The organism is Streptomyces sp. SP18CS02 (assembly GCF_036322365.1).
GTDB lineage: Bacteria > Actinomycetota > Actinomycetes > Streptomycetales > Streptomycetaceae > Streptomyces.
The window spans coordinates 129,921-156,054 of sequence record NZ_JAQYXC010000285.1 but is presented as its reverse complement, the minus strand read 5'-3'; the positions used below and the strand labels follow the sequence as shown (position 1 = coordinate 156,054).

Genomic DNA, 26,134 nt, shown 5'->3' with positions numbered 1-26,134 from the left:
GGGCGCATCTCAGGCCGCTTCCGCCGGGGGCTCGGGGTCCTCCTTGTTGAGGTCCACGCCCGTGCGGTGGATCAGGTCCTCCAGGAGCTTGGCCGGGTGGCGAACGAGGTGGGTGGTCTGTTCGGCGACGCGGGCGGCGTCCCGGTCGGCGACGTAGGGGGTGCGGATGCGGATGAAGCCGGGGCGGCCGTGCTGAGACATGACTGCGACGCCAACGTAGGCGGGGTCCTGGAGGGTGACCGGGCTGGCGTCGGGCCACTCGCGGATGTCGTCACCGAGCGCGGCCACGGCGGCGTCGGCGGTCTTCTGCGCGAATGACAGCCCGACCGGGCACACGTCGCGGATGAAGGTGGGGATCGCGTCTCCGGTGGTCTTCTGCGTGGTCAGCAGGGTCAGGAAGCCGACCGAGCGGCCCTTCTTCACCAGGTCCTCCACCAGGCGGGCGTTCTCCGCCGCGAGCGCGGACAGCTTCTTGGTAGCCGGGTCGGAGCCCTTGTAGTCGCGGAAGTAGGTGTGGGCCTCGTCGATGACGATGACGATGAGCGGCCAGTCCTCCGAGGGACCGACGTGCCACATGTTCTTCACGCCCAACACGCGGCGGATGGACGCGGAGCGGGCGCGGCGCAACTGTACGAGTTCCTTCAGCTTCCTGTTCGCCTCCTCCAGATCGTCCCCGCAGAACTCGAACGCGCGCTGCACGAGGTCGGCGTAGTCGCCCTCGTAGGCGTGGGAGACCTTTCCGTCGAAGAAGACGAACTGGATGGCCGGCGAGGGCGCCCAGTCACACACCAGCCGGTTCACGCATGACGTCTTCCCGAAGCCCGGCAATCCGCCCATGGCCACCCCGGGGACCTCCTTCAGGGGCACGACCACGGGCAAGCCGAACTCGTCCACCCCCAGCTCCCACACCGCGTACTCCTCCGGCGGGCGGCCGGTGGGCACATGAATGGTCGGCGTGATCAGCGGATCCACCCGCACCCCGCGCAGCGTGACCTGTCCTGGCTTGTCACCCGGCAACACGGACACGCGGGCCATGCGCCAGGCGTCCGCCAGATAGGGAGCGGCCTTCTGGAACTCCGCCAGACCCACCTTCGGCAGGCAGGTTGCCCCAGCCATCACCCCGAAGGTGTCCGGGGTGACCTTCAGAGCCGGGACCAGGACGCGGGGCTTGGGTTCCTTGCCGTCCGAGGTCGCGAACGAGGCCAGGGCGGTCGGCATCTTGTCCGTGACCGACAGCCCGCACATCCGCGCCAGCCGCTTCCAGCCCCAACGGATCCGTATCGCCTGCCGGATGCTGATCCGCTCCATCGGCGACGCCTGCAGGTAGCGGATCACCCAGACCACGGCCCACAGGGTGAGCAGTCCGAGCCCGAGCCACACCGCTGCACGGAGCCAGTCGAAGGCTTCGTTGAGTTCGTTCACCGGTCTTCCTTCGTTCCGTTCGAGAGATCGCGCCGCACCGGGCGCGTGGGGAAAGGCAAAGGCAGGGGGCGCAGTGCCCCCAGGATGGCGGCAGCCTCGTCGATGAAGATCACGAGCGGACGGCCGCCATCCGGGGTCTCACCGCGCACGCGGGGAGCGACGTCACGCCGCAGCACCCTCGGGCCCGGTCGTCTCCTGCGGCATAGCAGGGGCGTCGACCAGCTCCAGTGCCGCGCAGCGGTAGGCCACGCCCTCCTGAAGCTGGTCGTTGAAGATCCGCGCCCACGGGCTCGCGAAGAGGTCCACCGGGCGGACTAACCGGCCCGGGTGCAGACCGTTGGGCAGACCGGTCTGCGGAACGGTCACCTTCAGTGCCTCAGCGCGCTCGCCCTCCATCACGAAGAGCGTCAGGGTGCACAGCGGCGCACCGGTCTCGAAGTCCACCGCGCGGATGCCGTTCTCCTGGTCCTTCCACTTCGGCACTGCCGGCGTGCCGGTCATGACGTTCGTGGTGGGGAGCACGTGCACACGGATAACGGTCCTGGCCATGGCGAATAGGCCCTTTCAGTCGGGTTCGTGACCAGTGATCCGGCCACACCCAGAGGTAACCACAACGCCTGGGTGTACTGCAACACCCAGGCGTTGGAGGGATCCTGCTATCCATGCGTTCCGTAGGTAGACAGAGGCTGCGGCCGTATCCTGCGGGCATGACGCTGCCCCTCGAAGACGACTCCCGCCCGCCCTACGTCCAGGTGGCCGACTATCTGCGGCGCCAGATCCAGAGCGGCGAGCTAGGGCCTGGCGACAAGGTGCCGTCCTCACGGGAGCTGCAAGAGAAGTTCGGGCTCGCCAGCGCCACGGTGCAGAACGCGTTCCGTCTGCTCAAGAGCGAAGGGTTGATCTACAGCGTCCAGGGGCGAGGCAGCTTCATTCGCCGCCCCGCCCCTGAGTCCGACGCGGCCGCGGAGGGGGCAGGGGGAACCTCCCTGGCCGGCGACGCTGCCGGTTCAACCGCCGATGCGCGGTACGTCCGCCTTTCTCAAGAGGTCGCAGACCTTCGACGTGACGTCGCTTCCATGCGTGAAACGCTTGTTGAAGCGCTTGAGCTCATTCAGTGGCTGAAGGATCAAACGCTTGGCGAAGACGCTTAATCTCGCGCGTCACCTGTTGCATGAGCGCGGCGAGGTCGGCCACTTCGGCCGCGAGGAGTGTCACGTCCGCGTCCAGCGCTGATATCTCCGACTCGTTCACTGTTCCCCGTCCATCGCCGCGCCGTTCATTCGTTCCGTCCCGCAGAACCCCTCGATGGCCCGCCCTGGTGAAGCGCGCGTGCACCATCCGGCACCTTCTCTGGAAGCCTGCTGCGATCGGGCATCTCGCCACAACCCCGCGACCCGCCGGGCGGGAGAGGCTGTCAAAATCCCTTGCCGCGTCCCGTCGTGTGGGCGGCAGTACCGCAGAGCAGTTCCGCCTCCCGGGAAGCCGTCAGCCGCTGTGAAGGTCTCGCAACCGGATCCCGCGTGCCCATGCTTATGTGTGGCGTGGGTCACATTTCTCATTCTCTGTGTACGTAGGCCCCGGAACCTCCGGCGCGAGCCGCACGCAATCAGCGAAAGCGGACACCCCCTCAGAACGCGCATTCCCGCACCTCTCCAGCGGCCCCGCTCGGCTGCATTCCTGTGGACAACTTCCAGCAGGAACATCGAACGGCCAGGAGCCTGTGGATAGATTCCGGCGATCCCGCGATCAGACCGGGATAAAACATGGCAAAAAATCCCACTCCCTGCCGACCGAAGCAGCCGAAGGGGCGAGCTGTCCAAAGTTTCTTTACTGGATCAAGGCGGCCCGCTGGCGCGGGCCGCGCGGCGCGGCGGCCCCAGGCCGCCGCTGGCTCCATGTCTCCGCCACCGCCCGCGACGGCCCCGCCCGCTCGCGCCGCAAAAGCCCGAGAAGCGGGCAGTCAGACCCGTGAAGAACCCCGACAACTGCCCCACGGCGAGCACGGCCAGAAGGAGCGGGACGCCTGCCAAGTCCGCATCGGCCACTGCGGATTGCCGGTCAGCCAGTCGTGACCCGGCGATCGGTCTCCCGCCCATCCATCAGGCGAGGTTGGTGGCAGCGCTCAGGCTGCAACGTGGCCGAGACCGTGACGCACTGGGGGAAGCGTGGCCGGGGCCGGTGGGTGGTTGCTGGAGACACACGTGGCGGGTGCTTGTTCGGCACACCCGCCGTCGTGGCTGACTTTCTGTGGCTGAGGTCGCCAACGGCACGGGGCAGCCCACCAGAGAAAGTGGCGCGGTCCGGAGCTATGCGGACATGGCGTAGGTGAAGCCGAGGGAGGTGAGTCCTTCGGCCTGGCACAGCCGGTCGGAGGGTCCGCCGATCTCGGTCTGGAGGAGTTGGTAGGCGGCGCCGTGGGACTGGCCCCAGTGCATGGCTGCCCGCCACAGGACGCGTCCCAGGCCCTGGCCTCGGGCCTCGGGGAGGACGGCGAAGTACTGGGGCATGAGCTGGGGGCGTCCAATGGCGTCGGGCTGGATCTCCATAGGGCCGATCGCGCCCACGATGCGGTCCTCGACGGCGGCGGCGAGAACCGGGCCGCACCGGCCGGCCTGCATCTGTGCGTGGAGGAAGGCCAGACCATCGCCCGCCATGGCCTCGGCGAACGGGGCGAAGGTCTCCTGCACGGCGGCCGACCAGGCGGTTACGGGCCGGACCGGGCCGTCCGGGGCGGGGCAGGGGCGGGCGGTGAAGTCCTTCAGCTGGATGCGGGTGCCGCGCGGGTGTGCAGTCTCGGGACCGAGAGGGCGTACGACCCGGGCGCCCGCCACGTCGTGCGTGGAGGCGAGCTTCGCGGCCAGCTCGGCGGCCTCATCCACGATGGTGTCGCGGAGCCCGTAGGCGAAGACCTTCACAATGCCGCGTCCACGCCGACTCAGGGTGGGGATGAGGGTGTGCTCGGGCTGGTGAACCACGTCCTCGCGGAGGACTTTCTCGTCCTTCTCGCCGCCCCAGCGCCGGTCCTTGTCGTAGGGCAGGAAGTCACCCGTGTTGGCCGCTCGCAGGATGTCCTCGAACATGCTGACGGTCAGGGCACTGGGGTGGATGGGACCGAGAGTCGGCACGATCGGCGCGGTCAGTTGGGGCCGGAGCCAGTCCCAGCGGAAGAACATGACCGGCACCCTAGCGGTGGGCCGGCCAGGGCTCAGGCCCCGACGCGAGCACGCCGGGGCCTGAGCAGAGTTGACCGGATCGTGTCGGTCAGTGGGGGTTGTCGTCCCCGGCGTCGCAGGAGCACTCCGCGCTCTCCACGATCACGTCGAGGTCCTGGACGGCGGTGATCGACGCGGTCGCGACGGGCGGGGCCGCGCGGCGGGCCGAGGTCGGCGGGCTGGGGAGGATGGTCACCGGTACGGGCGGGGTCATGAGGCGTTCTCCTTGTCTCCGTGCTGGCAGTAGCTGTGCAGCGGCGCTTTGGCCTCCTGGTAGTGCTTGGCCAGGGGGCGGCAGACCCGGCAGGTGCCGGACAGAGCGCAGCCTTCGCACCCTCCGGTGCGAAGCATGAGGCGGTCGGCGATGGCGCCGAGCCGGGTGAGGCCGTCGATGCCTTCGGCCATGAGGTCGATCTGGTCGTCGCGCCCGACCTTGCAGATCGAGACCTTGGCGTGCGGGTCGGCGTGGAAGAAGGTGTGTCCCGCGTTGCAGCCGGCGAACGGCTTGCGCTGCCGCAGGTGGGCGGCGGACTGGGCGAGCAGCGGCTCTCCGCCGCCGTAGATCGTGGGCGTCATGTTCGTGTACGCGTGGTTTTCGACGTCCCACTCATCGGCGAGGGCGGCCATCTCGTCGGCCTCGGAGGCGTTGTCCTCGGTCACCACGACGTTGATCCGCAGCGGCAGCCCCGCCTCACGAGCGGCGTCCATGCCGCGCCGGAACGCCTTCCACGCGCCACGGCGCTGGGTGAGTGTGTCGAAGGACTCCTCACTCGCCCCGTACATGCTGACCACCAGCCGGTAGGGCGGGCAGTCCCGGAAGAGCTTGAGGAGGTCCGGCCGCCAGAGCAGCGAGCCGTTGGTGGAGATGGTGAGCATCATCCCGGCCAGCCAGGCGTACCGGTAGGCGCCCTGGAAGTGGGGATCCATGGTGGGCTCGCCACCGGTGATCTGGAGCCAGAGGACACCGGCCTCGCGCATGATGTCCAGCAGCCGCACCTTGTCCTCCCAAGCGAGCCCGGAGAAGGGGCGCTCGCCGAGGTAGCAGTGCTTGCAGCCGAAGTTGCAGCCGAGATTGATCTCCCAGGACGCCCGGCAGTAGCCGTACGGGGACGGCTCACGCACCAGCACTGTGCCCTGCGTGGGCTGACCGCCCAGGCCCAGGCCCCACACGTCGGCGGCGGTCTGCACCGCCCAGTCGGGCAGCGGCTCACCGTCGGTGGCGCCCTGGCGCAGGCCCTCGTAGTGGTCGGCGGAGATTCGGGCGCCGGCCCTTGCTCCCGGCTTGAGGAGAAGGTGCCCGTCGAGGAACGGGGAGGCGATCAGAGCGTGGGCCATCGGTGGCCCTCCTTCCGGATCACGAAGCGGGACAGCGAGTGGGACTCCTGGCGACCGGCGCGGCAGTGGATCTCGCCCAGGCCGTTGCAGGTGCCGCAGGTCTTGCCGGACGAGTTGGCGCCGCTGCCACCGCAGTCCCCGCACTGTTCGTTGCGAGGCGAGCGAGGGCGCCGGGTCTTGTGCGGGCTCGCGATCAGTTGGGGCACGAGACCTCCTCCAGGGCGTCTTCCCAGGTGTGCTGCTCGGCGTGGTCGGTGAACAGACAGCAGCCCTCACCGTCAGGACCCGGGGCGGCCACTGGGCAGTCCGGCAGTACGACAAGTTCCGCCTCGTCCACCGCGTGCCAGCGGAGCCACAGCGCGGTCCCGTACGCGCTGGCGTCGGTGAGGAGACCGAAGTGCTCACCTTCGTCGTGCGCGGACAGCTGGCACTGCACAGCCCTGTCGATGTACGGGGCGGCCGACTTCTCCCGTGCTTCCCGTGCCAGGTCGAGGGGCACCCGGCGCCAGTGCGCGCAACGCATCACGACACCATCCGGAAGGACGCGACGGCATTCCGGGCCTGCTGCGAGCACCGGGGGCAGACGCAAGGCGGGTAGCGGCCCGGGTTCTCCGGGACCACCGGGTCCTCACCCACACGTACCTCCGTGAGAGGCCCCCAGGTCTGGCCGGAGTCGCGGGAGACCCGCAACGTCATCCGTACGTCGTCCTGTCCGTTCGCCATGGCCAGGAGCATCGCGATCCGCAGGCCCGGCCAGAAAGGCCAAGCGGATTACCCAACTTGGGTAACATCACCCTCGGTTGACCAAGTGCAGCGATCCGTAGCCCTCATGCCGGAGCGTGCCCGATGCCCGAGCCATCTCGCTCGAAGGAACTCCCGGTCAGCCTGCTCACGGACCCAGTGATGATCGAGGCATGCCAGGCCAGAGACTTCGGCCGCATCTTTCAGCTGGTCAAGGCACGAGCAGGCATCTATCCGTCGATGGTCGCGCGCCGCTGCGACCTGACCCCGAGCCGCGTGGGCGAGGTGATTGCCGGACGGCGGCAGTTGCTGCACATGGACGTGATCGAACGGATCTCGGATGGACTGCGCATCCCCGGACACATGCTCGGACTTGCCCGACGCTCCTGGGAGACGCCGCCCAGCCTGACGGTCACGCCCCGTGAACCGGTCGAGGTGCCGACCTCAGCCGTCGAACCACTGGCCGCCGGACTACCGGGGGCGGATGTCGACAGTATTCTCGCCCTGGCGGCCGAGCGGGATCTCAGCCCGTCGACACTGGACGCGCTGCACTCGTCGATCGCGGACTACTGGCGCCGGGACGACGAGCACGGCGGCGAGACCTTACGGCCGGCGGTCGTCGGCCAGCTCCGCTACGTTGTCGACCTCCTCAAGGAGCAGCGTCCGGCTCCTTTACGAGACGGCCTGCACAGCATCGCGGCCGAGCTGGCCCGGCTCACCGGATGGACCTATTTCGACGCCCGCCAGTACAACCAGGCACGCGCCTACTTCACCGAATCCCTCGGCCTGGCCAAGGCCATCGACGACCGCCAGTTCATGGCCAACGTCCTCGCCTGCATGAGTCTCCAGGCCACCTACCAGGACAAGCCGGGCGACGCCCTCGCACTCGTCACAGCCGCCCAGGATCAGGCCCGAACGGCTGCGGGGACGACACCGCGCGTGCTGGCCATGCTCGCGATGCGCGAAGCCTTCGCCCACGCCACCCTCGGCAACCACGGCGCGACCCACACTGCGATCTCGGAAGCCCACACCCAGTTCGGACGGATCGGTGCCGGCGATCCGGACCCGGCCTGGGTCGCCTACTTCGACGAACCGAAACTGATCGTGGACACCGGCATCGCACACGGCCGCCTGGGCGAAGCCGCCCTCGCTGAACCACTCATCGCGGACGCTCTTCGCCGAGAACACCAGTTGAACCACCGGGGCCGCGCCTTCCACGCCTTCTGGCTCGCCCGCACCCAGCTCCAGCGCGGCAAACTCGACGAGGCGTGCCATACAGCCATGGACGCCCTGGCCCCGGCGGCGGCCGTCAGCTCACAACGAGTCGCCGGCCATCTCCGGGAGTTCTACGAACAGCTGGAGCCCTTCCGCCGCGAACCGGCCGCGGTGGCGTTCGAGTCCCGGCTCCGGGAAGCGCTGCCCCGCCAGATCAGCGGATCGCCTCGTCCATGAGCACATAGAGCAGCCCAACGAGGGAGCCACTGCTGACGATCTCCCGGCGGTCGATCATGCCCCGCACGTCGGCCAGCGGGATCCACTCGATCCGGTCCGACTCGTTCTTCTCGGTCGGCGGACCCTCGTACGTCGCCCCGTCAGCGCGGAAGACGTGATGCTGGGAGTCGGTGATGCCGTTGGCTGGCTCGGCGTAGATCAGCGACTTGATTGGACCGGGCCGCCAGCCGGTCTCCTCCAGAACCTCACGGACCGCTGCATCAGCCGGCGTCTCGCCCTCTTCGACCAGGCCCATGGGCAACTCCCACGCCCAGGCGTCCGTGATGAAGCGGTGCCGCCACATCATCAGAACCTCGCGCCGCTCGTTGACCACGGCGGCCACGGCCAGGTGGCGGAGCTTGACGACGTGGTGTTCCCAGCGGTTCCCGTCCGGCGTCTCGACGTCGGTGAGCCACAGGTTCACCCAGCTGTTCTCGTAGATCGGACGTTCACCGTGGATCTTCCACTGCATCGCTGCGGCCCCTCTCGATCGACCTCCAGCATCGCAGAGCAAGTAGGTAGGCAGACCCTGTTCAGGGCATCACGGCGCGGTGGACACGCAGCTGTGACGCCCTACTTGGACCTGCGCACGGGTTAGGCCGTCGAGCCTCCTACCGCATCCCAGATTGTCTTCAACGTTGTGGGCGAGAACTCCCGCGTTGAAGACTCTTCCCAGGAAGAAGCTGGTTGAGAGGCCACCCACGCGCGCGCCTCTTGGAACGATGTGAAACGGGGGGCTATGGCGCCGAAATGCGATGCTGCAGCGCGTGGAACGCCGACCATCCGAAGGGGAAGAGACTCGATCTTATCTACTCCGTAGAAAGACATGGCCGGAACGTGAAACGCCCTGCTTGTCTCTTCGCTGGACTTTCCAGCTAGCTCGATCAATTGCAGCGCACCGAGCCCCCACGGGAGGTACCCGGAAAGATCTCGAAACAGGTATCGACCGGCATCTGTAAGTGGCTTGTCTGAGTGAGAGAACCAGTTGTCGGCGATTTCCGGAAGAGCCTTCCCGGACACCCAGTCGCGAAGGATTCCGGCGACTCTCCTAGAATTCAAACCGCCTGCCTCATCGGAAGGCGCAAGCGACATCTCTGGAACCTCTGCTAGCACCTCGATAACTTGCATCAGCGGATTAAGGCTATCGCCGAAGAGGTTCTCTGGCGCCCAGAACTCTGGGTCCTTGAATATTCTTGGAGAGGTTGCAGAAAGGAGCCCGACACTGGGCAGAGAGAGGCCTGTCACATCGGCAACACCAAGGAGTGAACTCGACCTGAACTCCTCCATGAATCCTCTCGACCATGTAACCAGTCGCTCAGCCACCTCCCTGTCTTCTGCCTGCAGTCCGTGAAACACCAGAGAGGAACGCAGGATTTCTTCAACTTCAGCGCTGGCTGCGTCGAATCCGCCCACTTTAAGTGCATGCGCAAGATACTGAAAGAAGTGGCTGATCTGCGGATTTCCACGTACGAGACGGAGATTATATTCAGGTCGTGTCTCGTCCAGCATCATGATGGCTTGAAGCAGGGCCGACACTACCTCGGCCGCTTCACCCTCAAGATACTGGCGAAATTCTGCATCCTGCGTCTTGTTTATTGATGGGTAGATGACGACACCCACGCGGTCGCGCAGGGCGCGCCCGGCTCTTCCGGCAATGTTCCAAAACTCGGAGTAACGGAGAGGTCGGTACTTTTCCCCCCTGCCCTGGGGCATCTTTAGCGTTTCGACAATCACCGAGGACAGGGGGAAGTCGACACCTTGCGCAAGAGTGGATGTCCCCGCGACGACTCGAATGCATCCCTTATCGAGAAGAACCTCGATAAGGCTCCTCACCTCGGGTGGCAGCCCAGCGTGGTGGAACGCGACACCTGAGCGAAGTGTCTTCGCGAGCGGGTATTCCGAGCCCAGCTCATTTTCCACGTAGTCGATAACTGCATTGAGGAGATTGATATCAGGGCAGGTGGCGCTTGTTACCGGCGGCAATTGATCTGCTACTTGCTGTGCGCGCTTCTCAGATTTCCCTGGACCCCCCGTCAGGATTAGGGTGCCCCCCTGTGCCCTCTCGCTCATCGAGATTGCCAAGGAAGCCGACATGCTCTCTCGCTGACGGGACTCGCATGGGATAGAAGCCGGCCCCAGATCCATCACCACGCCATCCCAGTTTGAGGGCTGCGTAGCAGACGGCACCAGTTCAAGGGTGTCGTTGTAGCGCTTCTCCTTGCGATCTCGGGTCCAGTGGCCAAGTGCCCTAATTTGCTCGCTAGGCTTCCAGTTCAGCTCAATAGCAGAACCCTCGCCCGAACCTAGCCACTTAGCCAGGTCGGATGCATTAGGAAGGAAAGGCGTCAGCAGCAGGAATCGGCAGCGTCGGCCTCTTTCTTTCTTAAGGGTAGCGAGCAGCAATTCAAGGCGGGGGCCACGGCTTTCGTCGGCGATGTGATGGGCTTCATCCACAACAACAAGAGAGAGATCTCGTACGCTTGCGTGGTCAGATTTAACCAGTAGGTCAAGCTTTTCCGGAGTTGTTACGAGTACGTCGGGCCGGTTGCTCAGCAGGGAGCTCTCCGTAGGGTCCAACTCGAAAACAGGTACCGCTGCTTCTACTGAGATCTGAGAACCATCAGAGCTTGCACCTGAAAGATCGCGCCTCAGGCGACGCGTCATCTGATTCACCAGTGCGCGCGTGGGAACAACATAGGCGATTACTGATCCGGGATTAAGAGCCATGGTCTGGACGATCGAGAATTCTGCCAGAAGCGTTTTGCCGGCGCTCGTGGGCATCTGGACGCTGATGGCAGTCTTGAACGGGTCCAGAAGACTCTGAGAAAGTGCCTCGCGCTGAGACCACCAAAGCTCAGAGACCGGATACTCGTGATCATCAGATGCGATCTGCTGGGCGAATTCTCGTGCAGCGCTGGAAAGCCGTGATGTGTTGTACCAGATCGATGACTTCGCCATTGCTGTGGCGAGAGGCTCGATTGATTCGCCGATCCTCTCCAGCTCTATGTCGCCACTAGCCCCCAGCAGTAGACGCGCATTCTCGCTATGCCTTTGTAGTGTGACGAGAATGCTTTCAGGAGCGCCTGTTCTGATATATGATCCCAACACGGACAGGGCCTCGCCGATGTGATAGAGGCCCAGGAGTTTGCATTTTTGCTTATCCTCGCGCCAATCCGCTCCCGGAGATTCCCTGAAGATACTTGCCTCGCCTTCGCGCTGCAATTCGGAGAGTCGTGCGAGATAGGCGATCCCGTTATCTACGTCGCGCCACGAGTTGCTCTTCCTTGCGAGCATTGCGAGTGACAGAGCCGAGTGGGACCAGACGCGATCACTCCATTCCCCGAGGTCTTGTCCTGTTTCCAGCTCCTGGATTCTTTCTCCAGTCAACAGCAGTCTAAGCTCGGGCTGCTTTTGAGCTAGGACTCCTGAAACAATCAACATCCAAAGGTCGTATAGTGAGACTCGTTCAGGCGAGGTCCAAAGGACTGTTCGAAATTGGAATGCGCGCTGCGCCAGATTTGCTACGTGTTTTTCGTCTTTTTCCGCGCGAGCGGCTGATATTGCAAGCGACTCGAACGACCAGGCGATCTCGTCTACAGACTCTGGGTCTACATCCTCGGCATCGAGTGTCAGGGCGTCCAGGAACTGCGCTAGGTAGTTCAGGCGCAGCGATCCCACGTATTCGTCACCGCCCTCGTCGGCGAAGGCGTCGATGAAGATCTGGTCACGGTCCATTTAAGCTGCCCCCTCTCTAGCGATTCGGTAGACCTCCTGCGCGATCTCGAAGAGATCGCCTTCCACCACAATGCTAACCCAGCGGATTCTCTTGCCGAAGCTTTGCGGGTTGCTCTTGAAGGTTCCGGGATCCTTCTCGTGGTGGGTGTCGGAAGTCCTGACGAGGAGGGGCGCCAGTGTTATCTTGAACTTTTCTCTTTTGAGGACAAATGACGCGTGAAGTCTGGAGCAGACTGCGGCGTACCCTTCCTCGGCGTGATCGCGTAGCCAGCATAGTTCTTGAAGAAGGGCTCGGCGATTTCCGATCAGTTCGCCGAGTTTCTCCTCCATCCCGGAGACAACTCCCGGTGGGCTTTTCTTGTCCTGGGATCCCTTCACTTCGCCGAGAATCAGGGAAACGCTTGGTTGGTCAATGTCTTCAAGGCCGATGACGTCAGCCCCGCGGGTCTGCTGATCAGGGATCTCTTTGTGCTTGATTCGTGAAGCCGGTATGAAGGTCCCGAATATCTGCTTCAGTGCCTCGCTGGCTAGTATTTCGCCAAATTCACTTCGCTGTACATCGAGGTGCTTCTTCCGGTCACCCTTCCAGGGCTCTGGAATTACCGCATCGCGCTCCTCGGTGAGTGCCAGCTGTACGTCCTGCTCGGATATCTCGAACGACTCTCCACTGAAGAGCGTCAGCTCTTGGGCTGACCGGAGGAGCCGCTCGCGTACGTCGGCCTCGTCGAAGTAGTGAGCTGTGACCAGAGGTGCGATGGCATGGGCGAACTGCGCCTGATCTGCCGGGACCACGTGCACGTACCTGTGCCCATCGATGACCTCGTCGGACACAATGCTGAAGAGCCCTGTCAACTGTCCCCCCATCCCGCGTGGCCCTGCCACGGTGCCCCCCTGTGGCCGGCCCACGAGCTACAGCTGTGCCTAGTTGCCCCGAATCTACGGCTCCAGGCACGGATGGGGAACCAGCTGGCACAGGCGTCGCCGCGAGCGGGGCAGCAGTTGGCGCGAGTCTGCGGACTAGCCAGGAGGGGGTAGGCGAGGTTGCGCTGGTGGCACTGTGTGTATGGGGTTCCCGCTTGCCGCAGAGCATCAGGTGGGTTCCGGCAGGTTGTGGAAGCCCCTTGGAGCGATGTGTTCTGGAGGCGAGTTGACGGCAAGGTTGACGGCAACCGCAGCTCACAGTGACGCGCGACCACTAGCGTGAGCACCCAAGGCGTGAGGCTCCGGTGGCTTTGCGCTATGGGGTGCCCGATCCTACGGATCAGAAGGTTGCAGGTTCGAATCCTGCCGAGTGCACAGCAGGCCAGAGGCCCCGGACGAGAGTCCGGGGCCTCTGGCGTTGAAGGCCCCCCCGCCCCGCGATCGCGGATCAGGGTGCGGTCTCGTAGGTGACCGTCGTGTCCGGGCAGCCCGTCGACAGGGCGGTCAGGGCGTCGCGTTCGGCGGTGTCGAGGGTGAGGCCCCAGCGGAGTTTCGTCTGGGTCCACTCCGCGAGGTACTGACAGCGGGCCGTGGCCGCCGGGGGCAGCCATTCGGCCGGGTCCTGGTCGGCCTTGCTGCGGTTGGAGGCGGCCGTGACGGCGACCAGGGACGTCGAGGCGCCCTGGTCGTTGGCGTACGCCTCGCGGCGGGCGGCCGTCCACTGCGAGGCGCCGCTGTCCCACGCCTCCGCGAGCGGGACCATGTGGTCGATGTCCAGCGCCGAGGCGGAGCTCACCCACATCTGGTCGTAGTACGACCACCACATTCCGCCGATCAGTTTGCAGCCCGGCAGGATCTGCGGGTCCTCGGTGGCCTCGGCCAGCAGCACCTCGGCCCTGGTGTTGCAGCCGTCGGCGGGGATCTCCCCGGCGTTCCAGTGCTTGAAGCCGGTGCGCACGTAACCCTCGCGCGACTCGGCGGCCAGGGGGAGGGCGGCGACGGCCTCGGCGAGCGGGAGGGTGGTCCCGGCCGCGTGCGGGAGGGCGGTCCCGGTGCCATGGGCCGGGGTGGCGAGGGCGAGGGGCAGGAGGGCGAGCGCCGCCACGGTGGCGGCCCGCTTCAGGGTCTTGATCATGGACAGTAGGGAACGGCGTCCATCACCCCCACGAGTGGCAGTGACCCGAACAACTGAGCCGTCTGGACGATCGTGTTCACCGCAGAAACGTTGCCTCGCCCTCTCGGGAGGGAGGAGCCACCTTGCTAGATTGACGGTCCGTGCCCCTTGATCAGCTTCCGTCCCGTGTCCTTCGCGTCGCAGCCGCTCAGGCGTGCCCCGTCGCCGGGGACGTCGACGCGAACGTCTCCACCGTCGCCGCCATGGTGCGGCGGGCCGCCGCGAGCGGGGTACGGGTCGTCGTGTTCCCCGAGAAGTTCCTCAGCGGCTACGAGCCGGACCTCGTACGCGCCGAGCCCGAGCGCTGTGCCGTCCGGACGGCGGACGGCCGGCTGGCGCCGGTGCGTGAGGCCTGCCGGGAGACCGGGACCGTCGCCGTGGTCGGGGCCGCCGTGCAGGACGCGGGTGAGCTGTACGTGTCGGCCCTGGTGATCGGGTCCGACGGGGAGCTCGTGGCGCGCTACGACAAGCAGACGCTGTTCGCGACCGAACGGGTCCTCTACCGGCAGGGAGCCGCCGGCTGCACCCTGGAGGTCGACGGATGGCGGCTCGGGCTGGGCATCTGCTACGACTCCGGGTTCCCCGAACACGCGCGCGCGGCGGCCCTCGACGGCTGCCACGCCTACGTGGTGGGCGCGCTGTTCGGCGTCGGCAACGGGTATCACGAGTCCCGGATGTGGTTCCCCGCCCGCGCCTTCGACAACACGGTGTACACGCTGCTGGCCAACCACGTCGGCACGACCGGTGGCTGGCGGGCCTGCGGCGGCAGTGCCGTCTGGGGCCCCGACGGACTCCCCGTCGCCGAAGGCGGAGCGGAGACGACCGAGTTGGTCGTCGCCGATCTCGACCCGGGACGGCTGCGTGAGGTGCGCGAGGCCCACACCATGCTGCGGGACCTCCACGACACGGCGTCGGCGCCCCGCGCCCGGTACCGCGTCGGACCCCCGTCCGGTCGCTGAACCGTCCGGACCGCCGGACCTCCGCGCTACCGTGCCCGGAAACGGGAGGTGCGGTGGCCGGGTGGCGGTGCAGAGGGCTGAGGTGGCCGCAGGGGCGGCCCGTACTCGTATGGGACCGGGAGCGCCTCAGTGCCCTGGAGTACGGGCGGGCCATCGGGTTCCGGGCCGTCGGCGAGCGGCGGTGCCCCGGGGCGCGGGGCAATCCGTGTCCCCTGGACTCCCTCGTCGCCGGGCGGAGCACGGGTGGGCTGTGCGCGGAGTGCGCCAGGCTGGACCGGCTGCACTCCGTCGCCGCCGACACGATCGCCGACGACCGGCGGGTCTACCGGGTGTACCTCGCCTGGTTCGGGCCGGGCATGGTCAAGGTCGGGATCACCGCGGAGCAGCGGGGTGACGCGCGGCTGCTGGAGCAGGGGGCGGTGGCGTTCAGCTGGCTGGGCCGGGGGCCGCTGATGGCGGCGCGCCGGGCCGAGGAGGTGCTCGGTACGGCGCTGGGGGTGCCGGACCGGATCCCGTACGCCGCCAAGCGCGCCGTCCGCGCGGTCCTGCCGGGGGAGGGGGAGCGGGCGGCCGAGGTCGAGGATCTTTACCGGCGGGCCGTGGGGGTGCCCGGCTGGGAGGACACCCTGGAGCGGCTGGGACCGGCGGTGGTCGATCACGCGCGGGCGTTCGGCCTCGCCGGACTCGGGGCGGTCGACGGGGCCGTCGCCGAGCTCGTGGACGGCGGGGCGGTGCGCGGGACGCTCATGGCCGCGGCCGGGCCCGATCTGCACCTCGCCGTACCCGACGGCCGGGCCCTGGTCCTCGACACACGGCTGCTCACGGGCTGGGAGCTGGTGTCGGCCGGGAGCGAGGAGAGCGCCGGCGGAACGACGGCGGGCGGGGCGACCGTGCCGGTCGCACCGCTCTCGAAAGGGCCGAAGGGGCCGAACGGCTCGGAGGGGGTGCAGGGAGGGCTGTTCTGACCAGCGCGGTCGGGAGCGCGCGGAACGGCCGCCGGGCAGAGGGCCGGACCGCGGGGCCGGACGTGGTCTGGACACGGCCCGCACGGCGGCGGAGGGTGATCCGCATGAGCGATCCACTGGCGGTCAGGGCGTTCTGGGAGAGGCTCGGCCTCCCCGGACTCGTCGATGTGCACACGCATTTCATGCCCGAGCGCGTCCTGCGCAAGGTGTGGGCGTACTTCGACTCGGTGGGGCCGTCGCTCGGCACGCAGTGGCCCATCACCTACCGCCAGGAGGAGGACCGGCGGGTCGAGCTGCTGCGGGAGTTCGGCGTGGTGCGCTTCACCTCGATGCTCTATCCGCACAAGGCCGGCATGGCCCGGTGGCTCAACACGTGGGGGGCCGATTTCGCCGGGCGGGCCGAGGGGTGCCTGCGGACCGCGACGCTCTACCCGGAGGAGGGCGTGGAGGCGTACGTGCGCGAGGCCGTCGAGACCGGTGCCCGTGTCTTCAAGGCGCATGTGCAGGTCGGGGCGTACGACCCCGGCGACCCGCTCCTCGACCCGGCCTGGGGGCTGCTGGCCGAGGCGGGTGTGCCCATAGTGATCCACTGCGGGTCCGGCCCCGCCCTCGGCAAGCACACCGGCCCCGGCCCGGTCGGCCGGCTGCTCGCCCGCCACCCCCGGCTGCGGTTGGTCATCGCCCATATGGGGATGCCGGAGTACGCGGACTTCCTGGACCTCGCCGAGCGGTACGAGGAGGTGCGGCTCGACACCACGATGGCGTTCACCGACTTCAGCGAGCGGCTGATGCCCTTCCCGGCCGCCGAACGGGGACGTCTGCTGGACCTCGGGGACCGCGTCCTGCTGGGCTCCGACTTCCCCAACATTCCCTACGGCTACCTCCATCAACTGGAGTCCCTGGAGCGGCTGGACCTCGGTGACGACTGGCTGCGGGCCGTCTGCCACCACAACGCGATCCGGCTGTTCGGCTGACGGGGAGCCGGGCCCCGGGGGCGCGTTCGGCCGGCCGAGAGGTTTCTCAGCCGATTCACAGGAACGCGAAAGAGTCCTCTCAGGGGTGCCCGCCAGCGTGGGAGCATGACCACGACCTCGCCCCGGCGGCGTACCGAGATGCTCAGGCCCGACGGGAGCGCCGTACGGGTGCTCGTCGTGGACGACGAGGCGTCGCTCGCCGAGCTGCTGTCCATGGCCCTGCGCTACGAGGGGTGGGAGGTGCGCAGCGCCGGTGACGGCGCGGGCGCGCTGCGCTCGGCGCGCGAGTTCCGGCCGGACGCCGTCGTGCTCGACGTGATGCTGCCCGACATGGACGGCCTGGCCGTGCTCAGCAGGCTGCGCCGCGAACTGCCGGACGTGCCCGTGCTGTTCCTGACGGCGAAGGACTCGGTCGAGGACCGGATCGCCGGCCTGACGGCGGGCGGCGACGACTACGTCACCAAGCCGTTCAGCCTGGAGGAGGTCGTGGCCAGGCTGCGGGGGCTGATCCGGCGTTCCGGTACGGCCATGGTGCGCAGCGAGTCATTGCTGGCGGTGGGCGACCTGACCCTGGACGAGGACAGTCACGAGGTGTCCCGGGGCGGCCGGAACATCCATTTGACGGCGACCGAGTTCGAGTTGCTGCGCTTCCTGATGCGCAATCCGCGCCGGGTGCTCAGCAAGGCGCAGATCCTGGACCGGGTCTGGTCGTACGACTTCGGCGGACAGGCCAACGTGGTCGAGCTGTACATCTCGTACCTCCGGCGGAAGATCGACGCCGGGCATACGCCGATGATCCACACCCGGCGGGGTGCGGGGTACCTGATCAAGCCGGGTGAGTGAGACCCGGGTGGGTCCGGCTGCGGGAGCCGGCCATGGAAGGGCGGGCCGTGCGGGGGCCGGCCACGGAAGAGCGGGCCGTGCGGGGGCCGTGGGTGAGGGCCGTGGGTGAGGGCCGGGGCGGGCGGCGCTGGTCGCTGCGGACGCGGCTCGTCGTATCGGCGGTGGCGCTGATCGCGGTCGTGGCGGCGGTGATCGGCGCGGTCACGACGATCGCCCTGCGCTCCTACCTGGTGGACCAGAAGGACGGCCAGCTCAGGACGGCCGTGGACCGGGCCGCGCACGAGGGCGCCCCGGGCGGTCTGCGGTTCATCACCGCGCCCGGACAGCCGATCGGCACCGTCGGAGGGCGGGCCGCCGCCCCGGGCGGCGCGCTCGGGGAGGCGGGCCGGCTGGTGGGCCCCCGGCCCGGCGACCCGCCCGGCTCCCTCGACACGGCGCAGAGCGCCGCGCTGTCCGCCGCCGCGCGCGACGGCGGCGTGCACACGGTGAGCCTGCCCGGACTCGGCGACCACCGGGTGCTCGCGTCGCGCGACGGGACGATCGTCCTGGGCTTCCCGCTCACCGACGTGCAGGACACGGTGAACCGGCTGGTCCTCGTCGAGGTGTACGTCGCGGCCGCCGGGCTGATCGCCGCCGGTATCGCGGGCGGCACGCTCGTCGGCGTCGCCCTGCGCCCGCTGCGGCGGGTCGCGGCGACCGCGACGCGCGTCAGCGAACTGCCGTTGCACAGCGGCGAGGTGGCGCTGTACGAACGGGTGGCGGACGCGGAGGCGGACCCCCGTACCGAGGTCGGCCAGGTCGGCGCGGCCCTCAACCGGATGCTCGACCACGTCCATTCGGCGCTCCACGCCCGTCAGCAGAGCGAGACCCGGGTACGCCGGTTCGTCGCGGACGCCAGCCATGAACTGCGTACTCCGCTGGCGTCCATCCGGGGGTACGCCGAGCTCACCCGGCTCGGCCGCGAGCGGACCGGGCCCGACACCCGTCACGCGCTCGGCCGGATCGAGGCCGAGGCGACCCGGATGACCGGTCTCGTCGAGGACCTGCTGCTGCTGGCGCGGCTCGATGCCGGACGCCCGCTCTCGTACCAGAGCACCGATCTCTCGCCGCTCGTCGTGGACGCGGTCAGCGACGCCCGCGCGGCCGGGCGGGACCACCGTTGGCGGCTGGAGCTGCCCGACGAGCCCGCGACCGTACGGGGCGATGCCGCCAGGCTGCACCAGGTGCTGGTCAATCTGCTCGGCAACGCCCGGTCCCACACCCCGGCGGGCACCACGGTCACCGCCCGGGTCCGCTGGGAGGGCCCCTGGGCCGTCGTCGAGGTGGAGGACGACGGGCCCGGAATCCCGCCCGGTCTGCTGCCGCACGTCTTCGAACGGTTCGCCCGTGGTGACGCCTCGCGCTCCCGGCACGCCGGCAGCACGGGGCTCGGACTGGCCATCGTCCAGGCCGTCGTCGTCGCGCACGGCGGCGGTGTGCGCGTCCACAGCGTGCCCGGGCGGACCGTGTTCGCCGTCCGTCTCCCCTGTTCGGCCCGACTCCCGTACGCCGGAGCCCCCTCGGATCCCTCCCCGGTCCAGGGCCCGGTCCCGTCCCACGGCTCACGGCCGGACCAGGACTCACAGGCGGGGCACAGGCGCAGCACACAGCCGTGACAGCGCCCGCCGGGAGTGTCGGTGGCATGCGAACCGAATGCTTTGTGGGTGCCCTGCCCGCCCGGGAGCATCTGCCCGTGGGCGTCGCCGGCCGGCCCGTCCTCGACGTGGTGATCCCCGTCTTCAACGAGGAGAAGGACCTCGAACCCTGTGTGCTCAGGCTCCACGAGCACCTGGCCCGCACGTTCCCGTACGGCTTCCGCATCACCGTCGCCGACAACGCGAGCACCGACCGTACGCCGGAGGTCGCCGCCCATCTGGCCGGCCGCGTCCCGCAGGTGCGGTCGGTGCGCCTGGAGCAGAAGGGGCGGGGGCGTGCGCTGCGGACCGTGTGGTCGCACTCGGACGCCCATGTCCTCGCCTACATGGACGTCGACCTGTCGACCGATCTGAACGCGCTCCTGCCCCTGGTGGCGCCGCTCATCTCCGGGCACTCGGACCTCGCGATCGGGTCGCGGCTGGCGCGCAGCTCCCGGGTGGTGCGCGGGCCGAAGCGTGAGTTCATCTCCCGTACCTACAACCTGATCCTGCGCGGCTCGCTCGCCGCCCGCTTCAGCGACGCCCAGTGCGGGTTCAAGGCGATACGCCGTGAGGTCGCCGAGCGGCTGCTGCCGATGGTCGAGGACACCGGCTGGTTCTTCGACACCGAGATGCTGGTGCTGGCCGAGCGGGCGGGGCTGCGCATCCACGAGGTGCCGGTCGACTGGGTCGACGACCCCGACTCCACCGTCCACATCGTGAGGACCGCCACCGACGACCTCAAGGGCGTCTGGCGGGTCGGGCGGGCGCTCGCCAGGGGCACGCTGCCGCTGGACCGGCTGGCGCGGCCGTTCGGCGACGACCCCCGCGACCGGATGATCAGCGGCGTCCCGCGCGGTCTGGCCCGGCAGCTCGTCGGGTTCTGTGTGGTGGGCGCGCTGTCGACCCTCTTCTACCTGCTGCTGTACTCGGCCCTCCGGTCCGGGGCCGGGCCGCAGGCGGCCAACGCCCTCGCCCTGCTGGTGTCGGCCGTGGCCAACACGGCCGCCAACCGGCGCCTCACCTTCGGCGTGCGGGGCCGGGACCGGGCCGTCCGCCACCAGGCCCAGGGCCTGGTCGTCCTCGGCATCGGGCTCGCGCTCACCAGCGGTTCGCTCGCCGCCCTCGACGCGGCCAGCGGCAGCCCCGCGCACTCCACGGAGATGGCGGTACTGATCGCGGCCAACCTCGCGGCGACGGTGCTGCGGTTCCTGCTCTTCCGCGCCTGGGTGTTCCCCGAGCGGCGCGAGGCGGCCGTGGGGACGGGCCGCCCCGGCGGCTCCTCCGCCGGTGCCGCCGCGCCCGCCCCGTACACCGGCCCCTCGCCCTGCACCGGCCCCGCCCCGTACACCGACCCCTCGCCGTACTCCGCGCCTTCGCCGTACGCGTACGACAACGAACCGAGGAACGCACGATGACGACGACCGATCACGACAGTCCCGTTCCCGCGGGCTCCGCGCCTCCGTCGGGGCCCTCCCCGGCTCCTTCCCCTTCGGCCGTGCCCCTGGCGGCCGGGCGACGGCTCGGGCAGGGCGGCGGGCCCGGCGGCGGGCGGGTCGCCCGGCTGTGGCGCGGGCGGGCCGAGGACGCCGCCTGGGTCCGACCCGCCCTCCTCGGGCTCCTCCTCGTCACCGCCGTGCTCTACCTGTACGACCTCGACGCCTCCGGGTACGCCAACTCCTTCTACTCGGCCGCCGTCCAGGCGGGCAGCGAGAGCTGGAAGGCGTTCTTCTTCGGTGCGTCCGACGCCGCGAACTCCATCACCGTCGACAAGCCGCCGGCCGCCCTGTGGCCGATGGCGCTGTCCGTACGGTTCTTCGGCCTCGGGTCCTGGCAGATCCTGCTCCCCGAGGTGCTGATGGCGGTCGCCACCGTCGGTGTCGTGTACGCCGCCGTCCGCCGCCGTTTCAGCCCGGCCGCCGGACTCGTCGCGGGCGCGGTGCTCGCACTGACTCCCGTGGCCGCGCTGATGTTCCGGTTCAACAACCCGGACGCGCTGCTCGCGCTGCTGATGACGGTCGCCGTGTACCTCGTGCTGCGCGCACTGGAGGACGGGCGGACCAAGTGGCTGGTGTGGGCGGGCGTGGCGATCGGGTTCGCCTTCCTGACGAAGACGCTCCAGGCGTTCCTGATCCTGCCGCCGCTGGCGCTGGTGTACGCGGTGTGCGCGCCCGTCACCGTGGGCAGGCGGCTGGGCCGACTGGCGCTGGCGGGGCTCGCGGTGGTGGTGTCCGGCGGCTGGTGGGTCGCGATCGTCGAGCTGTGGCCGGAGTCTTCGCGTCCGTACGTCGGCGGCTCGCAGAACAACAGCTTCCTTGAGCTGACCTTCGGCTACAACGGGCTCGGCCGCATCAACGGCAACGAGGTCGGCAGTGTCGGTGGTGGCGGTGGCGGTGGCGGTGGTGGCGGTCAGGGCGGCGGCTGGGGCGAGACCGGCGTCGGCCGGATGTTCAACGACTCCATCGGCGGCCAGATCTCGTGGCTGCTGCCCGCCGCGCTGGTCCTGCTGCTCACGGGACTCGTCATCACCTGGCGGGCGAAGCGGACCGACACGGCACGGGCGGCGTTCCTGGTGTGGGGCGGCTCGCTGCTGATGACCCTGGTGGTCCTCAGCTTCATGGCCGGCATCTTCCACGAGTACTACACGGTGGCCCTCGCCCCCTACATCGCGGCCCTCGTCGGCATGGGCGTGACGGTGCTGTGGGAGGAGCGGGCGCACCTGCCGGCCTCGTCCACGCTGGCGCTCACGACGGCGGGCACGGCCGTCTGGGCGTACACGCTGCTCGGCCGTACGGCCGACTACCTGCCGTGGCTGCGCTGGGCGGTCCTCATCGGCGGCGCGGTGGCCGCGCTCGGGCTGCTGCTGGGGGCGCGCCTCGGGCGCCGGGCGGCCTTCGCGGCGGCCGGGCTCGGGCTGGCGGCGGCTCTGGCGGGGCCGACGGCGTACACCCTCTCGACGCTGGGAACCGGACACACCGGTTCGATCGTCACCGCCGGTCCGGCCTCCATGCGGGGCGGTCCGGGCGGCGGTGGAGGCCCCGACGGCATGCGTCCCCCGGGGATGCGGGGCGACGGCCAGGGCCGGACGCCCCCGGGCCAGGCCCCTCAGGGGCAGACCGCTCAGGGGCAGGGCCGGACGCCCCCGGGCCAGGCTCCTCAGGGCCAGGCACCGCAGGGCCAGGGTGGCCGGCTTCCCGCGCAGGGCGAGCGGGGCGGTCCCGGGGGCGGCATGGGCGGCCTGCTGAACGGCACCGCCGTGAACTCCGCGGTGGAGTCCCGGCTCCGGCGGAACGCCGACGCCTACACGTGGGTCGCGGCGGCCGTCGGCTCCCAGAACGCTGCCGGTTACCAGCTCGCCACCGAGAAGCCGGTCATGGCGATCGGCGGCTTCAACGGCAGCGACCCGTCCCCGACGCTCGCGCGGTTCAAGCAGTACGTCGAGGACGGCGAGATCCACTACTTCATCGCGAGCGGCGGCCGGGGCGGCGGCCCCGGCGGCGGCGGAAGCTCGTCGATCACCTCATGGGTCGAGTCCACCTTCGAGAAGGTCACCGTCGACGGCACGACCCTCTACGACCTCACCCGGAAGGCGGCCTGAGAGCGGACGGAACCCGCCGGGCCGCACCTGACAGCACATCGGTATACAGCGTACGAGAGTCCTTGTACGGTGTAAGGGCAAGGTCCCTTACACCGTACAAGGAGCAGGCATGCCGGCGACGACCGCCGAGAATCGCATCACGGCCCCCACCGGGGGGCATCCGCAGCGCTGGCTGATCCTCGGCGTCATCTGCCTCGCCCAGCTCACCGTGCTGCTCGACAACACCGTCCTCAGCGTCGCGATCCCCTCGCTCACCGCCGAACTCGACGCCTCCACCGCCGACATCCAGTGGATGATCAACGCGTACTCGCTGGTCCAGTCGGGTCTGCTGCTCACCGCCGGAAACGCCGCCGACCGGTACGGCCGCAAGAAGATGCTGCTGTCCGGGCTCGCCCTGTTCGGTCTGGGATCGCTCGCCGCCGGGCTCTCCGAGACGTCCGGGCAGCTGATCGCCGCCCGGGCCGGGATGGGCATAGGCGGCGCGCTGCTGATGACCACGACCCTCGCCGTCGTCGTCCAGATCTTCGACGACGCCGAGCGGGTCAAGGCCATCGCCCTGTGGTCGACGGTCAGTTCGCTGGGCTTCGCCGCCGGGCCGCTGCTCGGCGGTTTCATGCTCGACCACTTCTGGTGGGGCGCGATCTTCCTGATCAACATTCCGGTGGCGGTCGTCGGCCTCGTCGCCGTCGTCGCGCTGGTCCCCGAGTCCAGGCACAAGCAGGGCGACCGGCCGGACCTGCTGGGTGCCGTGCTCTCGACGATCGGCATGACGGCCGTCGTGTACGCGATCATCTCCGGCCCCGAGCACGGCTGGACGTCGGGTCAGGTCCTGCTGTCCGCCGCGATCGGCATCGCCGTCCTCGGTCTCTTCGTCCTGTGGGAGCTGCGCACCCCGCACCCGATGCTGGACATGCACTTCTTCCGCAACCAGCGGTTCGTCGGGGCCGTCGCGGGCGCCATCCTGGTCGCCTTCGGCATGACCGGCTCGCTCTTCCTGCTCACCCAGCACCTCCAGTTCGTGCTCGGATACGGGCCGCTGGACGCGGGCCTGCGTACGGCGCCGCTGGCGCTGACCGTGGTCGTCCTCAACCTCACCGGGGTCGGGGCGCGCCTGCTGCCGAAGCTCGGTACGCCGGGGACCATCGCCCTCGGCATGGCCATGGTCGCCGCCGGTCTCGCCGCGATCGCCGTCCTGGGCGGACAGCACGGCTACGGCGGCATGCTGCTCGGCCTGGTGGTCATGGGCGCGGGTGTCGCCCTGTCGATGCCGGCCATGGCCAACGCGATCATGAGCGCGATCCCGCCGGAGAAGGCGGGCGTGGGCGCGGGCATCAACGGCACGCTCGCCGAGTTCGGCAACGGGCTCGGCGTCGCCGTCCTCGGAGCCGTGCTCAACTCGCGCTTCGCGGCGCTCGTACCGGTCTCGGCCGCGTCGCTGCCCGCGGCGCTCGCGGCGGCCGGCAGCGCGCAGGAGAAGGCCCGCATCGCGGACGCCTTCGCCGCCGGGCTGGAGACCAGCCAGCTGGTCGGCGCCGTCGCGGTGCTGGCGGGCGGCCTGCTCGCGGCGCTGCTGCTGCGACGGGCGGAGCGGCCGCAGGCATAGCATCGGGCTCAGGAACGAGGAGGAAAGCCCATGGTGTCGGCAGCCGACCGCACGAAGCGTCCGACGCGGTCGAGTGTGTGGCTGGAGGGCAAGGCCCCCCGGACCAGGCGCGCGGACCAGCCCTCCGGCCTCGACCGCGACAGGATCACGGCCGCGTCGGTGCGGCTGCTGGACGCGGACGGGCTGGCCAGGTTCTCCATGCGGCGGCTGGCGGCCGAGCTGAACGTCACGGCGATGTCGGTCTACTGGTACGTCGACACCAAGGACGACCTCCTGGAGCTCGCCCTCGACGCGATCTTCGGCGAGTTGACGCTCCCGGACCCGTCGTCCGACGAGGACTGGCGCGACCAGCTCCGGACGCTGGCGGTCGCCTACCGCAGCCTGCTGGTCCGCCACCCGTGGGCGTCCCCGCTGATGGGCCACTTCCTCAACATCGGCCCGCACTCGATGGCCTTCTCGGTGTGCGTGCAGGAGGTCGTCGGCAGGACGGGCCTCCCGCCGCACGGCCAGACGGGCGCGCTCTCGGCGGTCTTCCAGTTCGTCTACGGCTTCGGGACCATCGAAGGGCACTTCGTCCAGCGGTGCGCGTCCGCGGGGATGACGCAGGACGAGTACTTCCACCAGGCGATGTCGACGATCAGGCGGCAGCCCGACCTGGAGAAGACCTTCGAGAGGGCGACGGAGCTCATGGAGGCGCGGGGCGGGGACACGGTGGAGGAGATGCGGGAACGGGACTTCGACTTCGCGCTGAAGATCCTCGTCGCGGGCATCGAGGCGATGCGCTAGCCCCGGCCTGCCCCCGGCCGTCCCTCCCGGCGCTCCTCGCGCCCTGCCCTCCCGCCCTCCCGGCCGGTCCTCGGGCTCCGGGCCTCCGGGGGCCGATTACCGCTGCGGGCGCTGTTTCGACAGGATGGGGGCATGACCGAGATCCGTACCCCCCGACTCATCCTCCGCCGCTGGCAGGACGACGACCTCGTCCCCATGGCCGAGATCAACGCGGACGCCGAGGTCATGCGCTGGATCGACGACGGCTCGGTCCGTGACCTGGAGCAGACGGCCGAGGACATCGAGCGCTGGGAGGAGGAGTGGGACGACGAGGGCTTCGGACTCTTCGCCGTGGAGCTCCTCGCCTCGGGCGAACTGGCCGGCCTCGCCGGACTGTCCGTACCGGAGTACCTGCCGGAGGTGCTGCCCGCCGTGGAGATCGTCTGGCGTCTCGGACGGCCGTTCTGGGGCCAGGGGTACGCCTCCGAAGCAGCACACGCCGCCCTGGAGTTCGCCCTTCAGGACCGGGGCCTCGACCGGGTCGTCAGCATCAACCGGCTGGGCAACGAGGCGTCGGAGAACGTCGCGCGCAAGCTCGGCATGTCGCTGGAGCGGGAGACCGAGCACCCCGAGTACGGCGTCCCCCTGCACGTCCACACCATCGACCTCAGCGAGTTCCAGGGCTGACCGGTACGCGGACGGCGCCGGTACGAGCCGTACCGG

General features: G+C 69.0%; 24 protein-coding genes. 12 read left to right on the top strand and 12 right to left on the bottom strand.

The features are described 5' to 3' along the window. Positions 1–9: 9 nt before the first annotated feature. Both PUR26_RS17750 and PUR26_RS17745 read right to left on the bottom strand, forming a co-directional pair. On the bottom strand, positions 10–1,422 hold the full coding sequence (locus tag PUR26_RS17750) for a cell division protein FtsK (RefSeq protein ID WP_329873365.1): 1,413 nt from the start codon (positions 1,420–1,422) through the stop codon (positions 10–12). Positions 1,423–1,584: 162 nt separating this feature from the next. Further along, a complete protein-coding gene (locus tag PUR26_RS17745; protein ID WP_329873364.1) occupies positions 1,585–1,971 on the bottom strand; it encodes a hypothetical protein in 387 nt (128 codons plus the stop codon). Between the two features lie 158 nt (positions 1,972–2,129). Between PUR26_RS17745 and PUR26_RS17740 the strand changes: the two genes are divergently transcribed. Continuing rightward, a complete protein-coding gene (locus PUR26_RS17740; RefSeq protein ID WP_325748464.1) occupies positions 2,130–2,573 on the top strand; it encodes a GntR family transcriptional regulator in 444 nt (147 codons plus the stop codon). Positions 2,574–3,728: 1,155 nt separating this feature from the next. Here PUR26_RS17740 and PUR26_RS17735 read toward each other — a convergent pair. The 6 genes from PUR26_RS17735 to PUR26_RS17710 all read right to left on the bottom strand — a co-directional run bounded on the left by PUR26_RS17735 (position 3,729) and on the right by PUR26_RS17710 (position 6,692). After that, positions 3,729–4,595, bottom strand: coding sequence for a GNAT family N-acetyltransferase (locus PUR26_RS17735; RefSeq protein ID WP_329873363.1), 867 nt, complete (start codon positions 4,593–4,595; stop codon positions 3,729–3,731). 88 nt (positions 4,596–4,683) lie between these two features. Further along, positions 4,684–4,848, bottom strand: coding sequence for a hypothetical protein (locus tag PUR26_RS17730; protein WP_329873362.1), 165 nt, complete (start codon positions 4,846–4,848; stop codon positions 4,684–4,686). Further along, the gene (locus tag PUR26_RS17725; RefSeq protein WP_329873361.1) at positions 4,845–5,969 is read right to left on the bottom strand and encodes a radical SAM protein; all 1,125 of its coding nucleotides are present in this window, start codon (positions 5,967–5,969) and stop codon (positions 4,845–4,847) included. The genes PUR26_RS17730 and PUR26_RS17725 overlap by 4 nt, the downstream gene beginning before the upstream one ends. Next, positions 5,954–6,175, bottom strand: a complete 222-nt coding sequence (locus PUR26_RS17720) for a hypothetical protein (RefSeq protein WP_329873360.1) — start codon at positions 6,173–6,175, stop codon at positions 5,954–5,956. The genes PUR26_RS17725 and PUR26_RS17720 overlap by 16 nt, the downstream gene beginning before the upstream one ends. After that, positions 6,163–6,492 (bottom strand): hypothetical protein, encoded by a 330-nt coding sequence (locus PUR26_RS17715; protein WP_329873359.1) that lies wholly within the window; start codon positions 6,490–6,492, stop codon positions 6,163–6,165. The genes PUR26_RS17720 and PUR26_RS17715 overlap by 13 nt, the downstream gene beginning before the upstream one ends. Then, positions 6,492–6,692 carry a hypothetical protein gene (locus PUR26_RS17710; RefSeq protein WP_184931167.1) on the bottom strand — a complete coding sequence of 67 codons (201 nt, stop codon included), beginning with the start codon at positions 6,690–6,692 and terminating at the stop codon, positions 6,492–6,494. Before PUR26_RS17710 ends, PUR26_RS17715 begins: the two co-directional genes overlap by 1 nt. 123 nt (positions 6,693–6,815) lie before the next feature. Between PUR26_RS17710 and PUR26_RS17705 the strand changes: the two genes are divergently transcribed. Beyond that, a complete protein-coding gene (locus tag PUR26_RS17705) occupies positions 6,816–8,162 on the top strand; it encodes a hypothetical protein (protein WP_329873358.1) in 1,347 nt (448 codons plus the stop codon). Here PUR26_RS17705 and PUR26_RS17700 read toward each other — a convergent pair. The 4 genes from PUR26_RS17700 to PUR26_RS17685 form a co-directional block, all read right to left on the bottom strand. After that, positions 8,140–8,673 (bottom strand): NUDIX hydrolase, encoded by a 534-nt coding sequence (locus PUR26_RS17700; protein ID WP_329873357.1) that lies wholly within the window; start codon positions 8,671–8,673, stop codon positions 8,140–8,142. The two genes, PUR26_RS17705 and PUR26_RS17700, sit on opposite strands and share 23 nt — an antisense overlap. Before the next feature lie 122 nt (positions 8,674–8,795). Next, positions 8,796–11,936 carry a DEAD/DEAH box helicase gene (locus PUR26_RS17695; RefSeq protein WP_329873356.1) on the bottom strand — a complete coding sequence of 1,047 codons (3,141 nt, stop codon included), beginning with the start codon at positions 11,934–11,936 and terminating at the stop codon, positions 8,796–8,798. Further along, positions 11,937–12,767 carry a Hachiman antiphage defense system protein HamA gene (locus tag PUR26_RS17690; RefSeq protein WP_329873355.1) on the bottom strand — a complete coding sequence of 277 codons (831 nt, stop codon included), beginning with the start codon at positions 12,765–12,767 and terminating at the stop codon, positions 11,937–11,939. Positions 12,768–13,305: 538 nt separating this feature from the next. Continuing rightward, positions 13,306–13,992, bottom strand: coding sequence for an HNH endonuclease family protein (locus PUR26_RS17685; RefSeq protein WP_329873354.1), 687 nt, complete (start codon positions 13,990–13,992; stop codon positions 13,306–13,308). A 140-nt stretch (positions 13,993–14,132) separates the two neighbouring features. Here PUR26_RS17685 and PUR26_RS17680 point away from each other — a divergent pair, with 140 nt between their 5' ends. From PUR26_RS17680 to PUR26_RS17635, 10 genes are all read left to right on the top strand, one after another. Continuing rightward, on the top strand, positions 14,133–14,990 hold the full coding sequence (locus PUR26_RS17680; RefSeq protein ID WP_329873353.1) for a carbon-nitrogen hydrolase family protein: 858 nt from the start codon (positions 14,133–14,135) through the stop codon (positions 14,988–14,990). 53 nt (positions 14,991–15,043) lie between these two features. Beyond that, positions 15,044–15,955: a DUF2797 domain-containing protein gene (locus PUR26_RS17675; RefSeq protein WP_329873352.1), complete on the top strand. Its 912-nt coding sequence runs from the start codon at positions 15,044–15,046 to the stop codon at positions 15,953–15,955. 104 nt (positions 15,956–16,059) lie between these two features. Beyond that, a complete protein-coding gene (locus tag PUR26_RS17670) occupies positions 16,060–16,929 on the top strand; it encodes an amidohydrolase family protein (RefSeq protein WP_329873351.1) in 870 nt (289 codons plus the stop codon). Positions 16,930–17,034: 105 nt separating this feature from the next. Beyond that, a complete protein-coding gene (locus tag PUR26_RS17665; RefSeq protein ID WP_329873350.1) occupies positions 17,035–17,772 on the top strand; it encodes a response regulator transcription factor in 738 nt (245 codons plus the stop codon). A 32-nt stretch (positions 17,773–17,804) separates the two neighbouring features. Beyond that, positions 17,805–19,427 (top strand): sensor histidine kinase, encoded by a 1,623-nt coding sequence (locus tag PUR26_RS17660; protein WP_329873349.1) that lies wholly within the window; start codon positions 17,805–17,807, stop codon positions 19,425–19,427. 26 nt (positions 19,428–19,453) lie between these two features. After that, a complete protein-coding gene (locus tag PUR26_RS17655; RefSeq protein WP_329873348.1) occupies positions 19,454–20,863 on the top strand; it encodes a bifunctional glycosyltransferase family 2/GtrA family protein in 1,410 nt (469 codons plus the stop codon). Then, entirely contained in the window at positions 20,860–23,043 is a 2,184-nt protein-coding gene (locus PUR26_RS17650; protein WP_329873347.1) for an ArnT family glycosyltransferase, read from the top strand. The genes PUR26_RS17655 and PUR26_RS17650 overlap by 4 nt, the downstream gene beginning before the upstream one ends. Before the next feature lie 109 nt (positions 23,044–23,152). Continuing rightward, a complete protein-coding gene (locus PUR26_RS17645) occupies positions 23,153–24,646 on the top strand; it encodes an MFS transporter (protein WP_329873346.1) in 1,494 nt (497 codons plus the stop codon). Positions 24,647–24,676: 30 nt separating this feature from the next. Continuing rightward, a complete protein-coding gene (locus tag PUR26_RS17640; protein WP_329873345.1) occupies positions 24,677–25,432 on the top strand; it encodes a TetR/AcrR family transcriptional regulator in 756 nt (251 codons plus the stop codon). Positions 25,433–25,564: 132 nt separating this feature from the next. Next, positions 25,565–26,098: a GNAT family N-acetyltransferase gene (locus PUR26_RS17635; protein WP_329873344.1), complete on the top strand. Its 534-nt coding sequence runs from the start codon at positions 25,565–25,567 to the stop codon at positions 26,096–26,098. Positions 26,099–26,134: the final 36 nt, after the last annotated feature.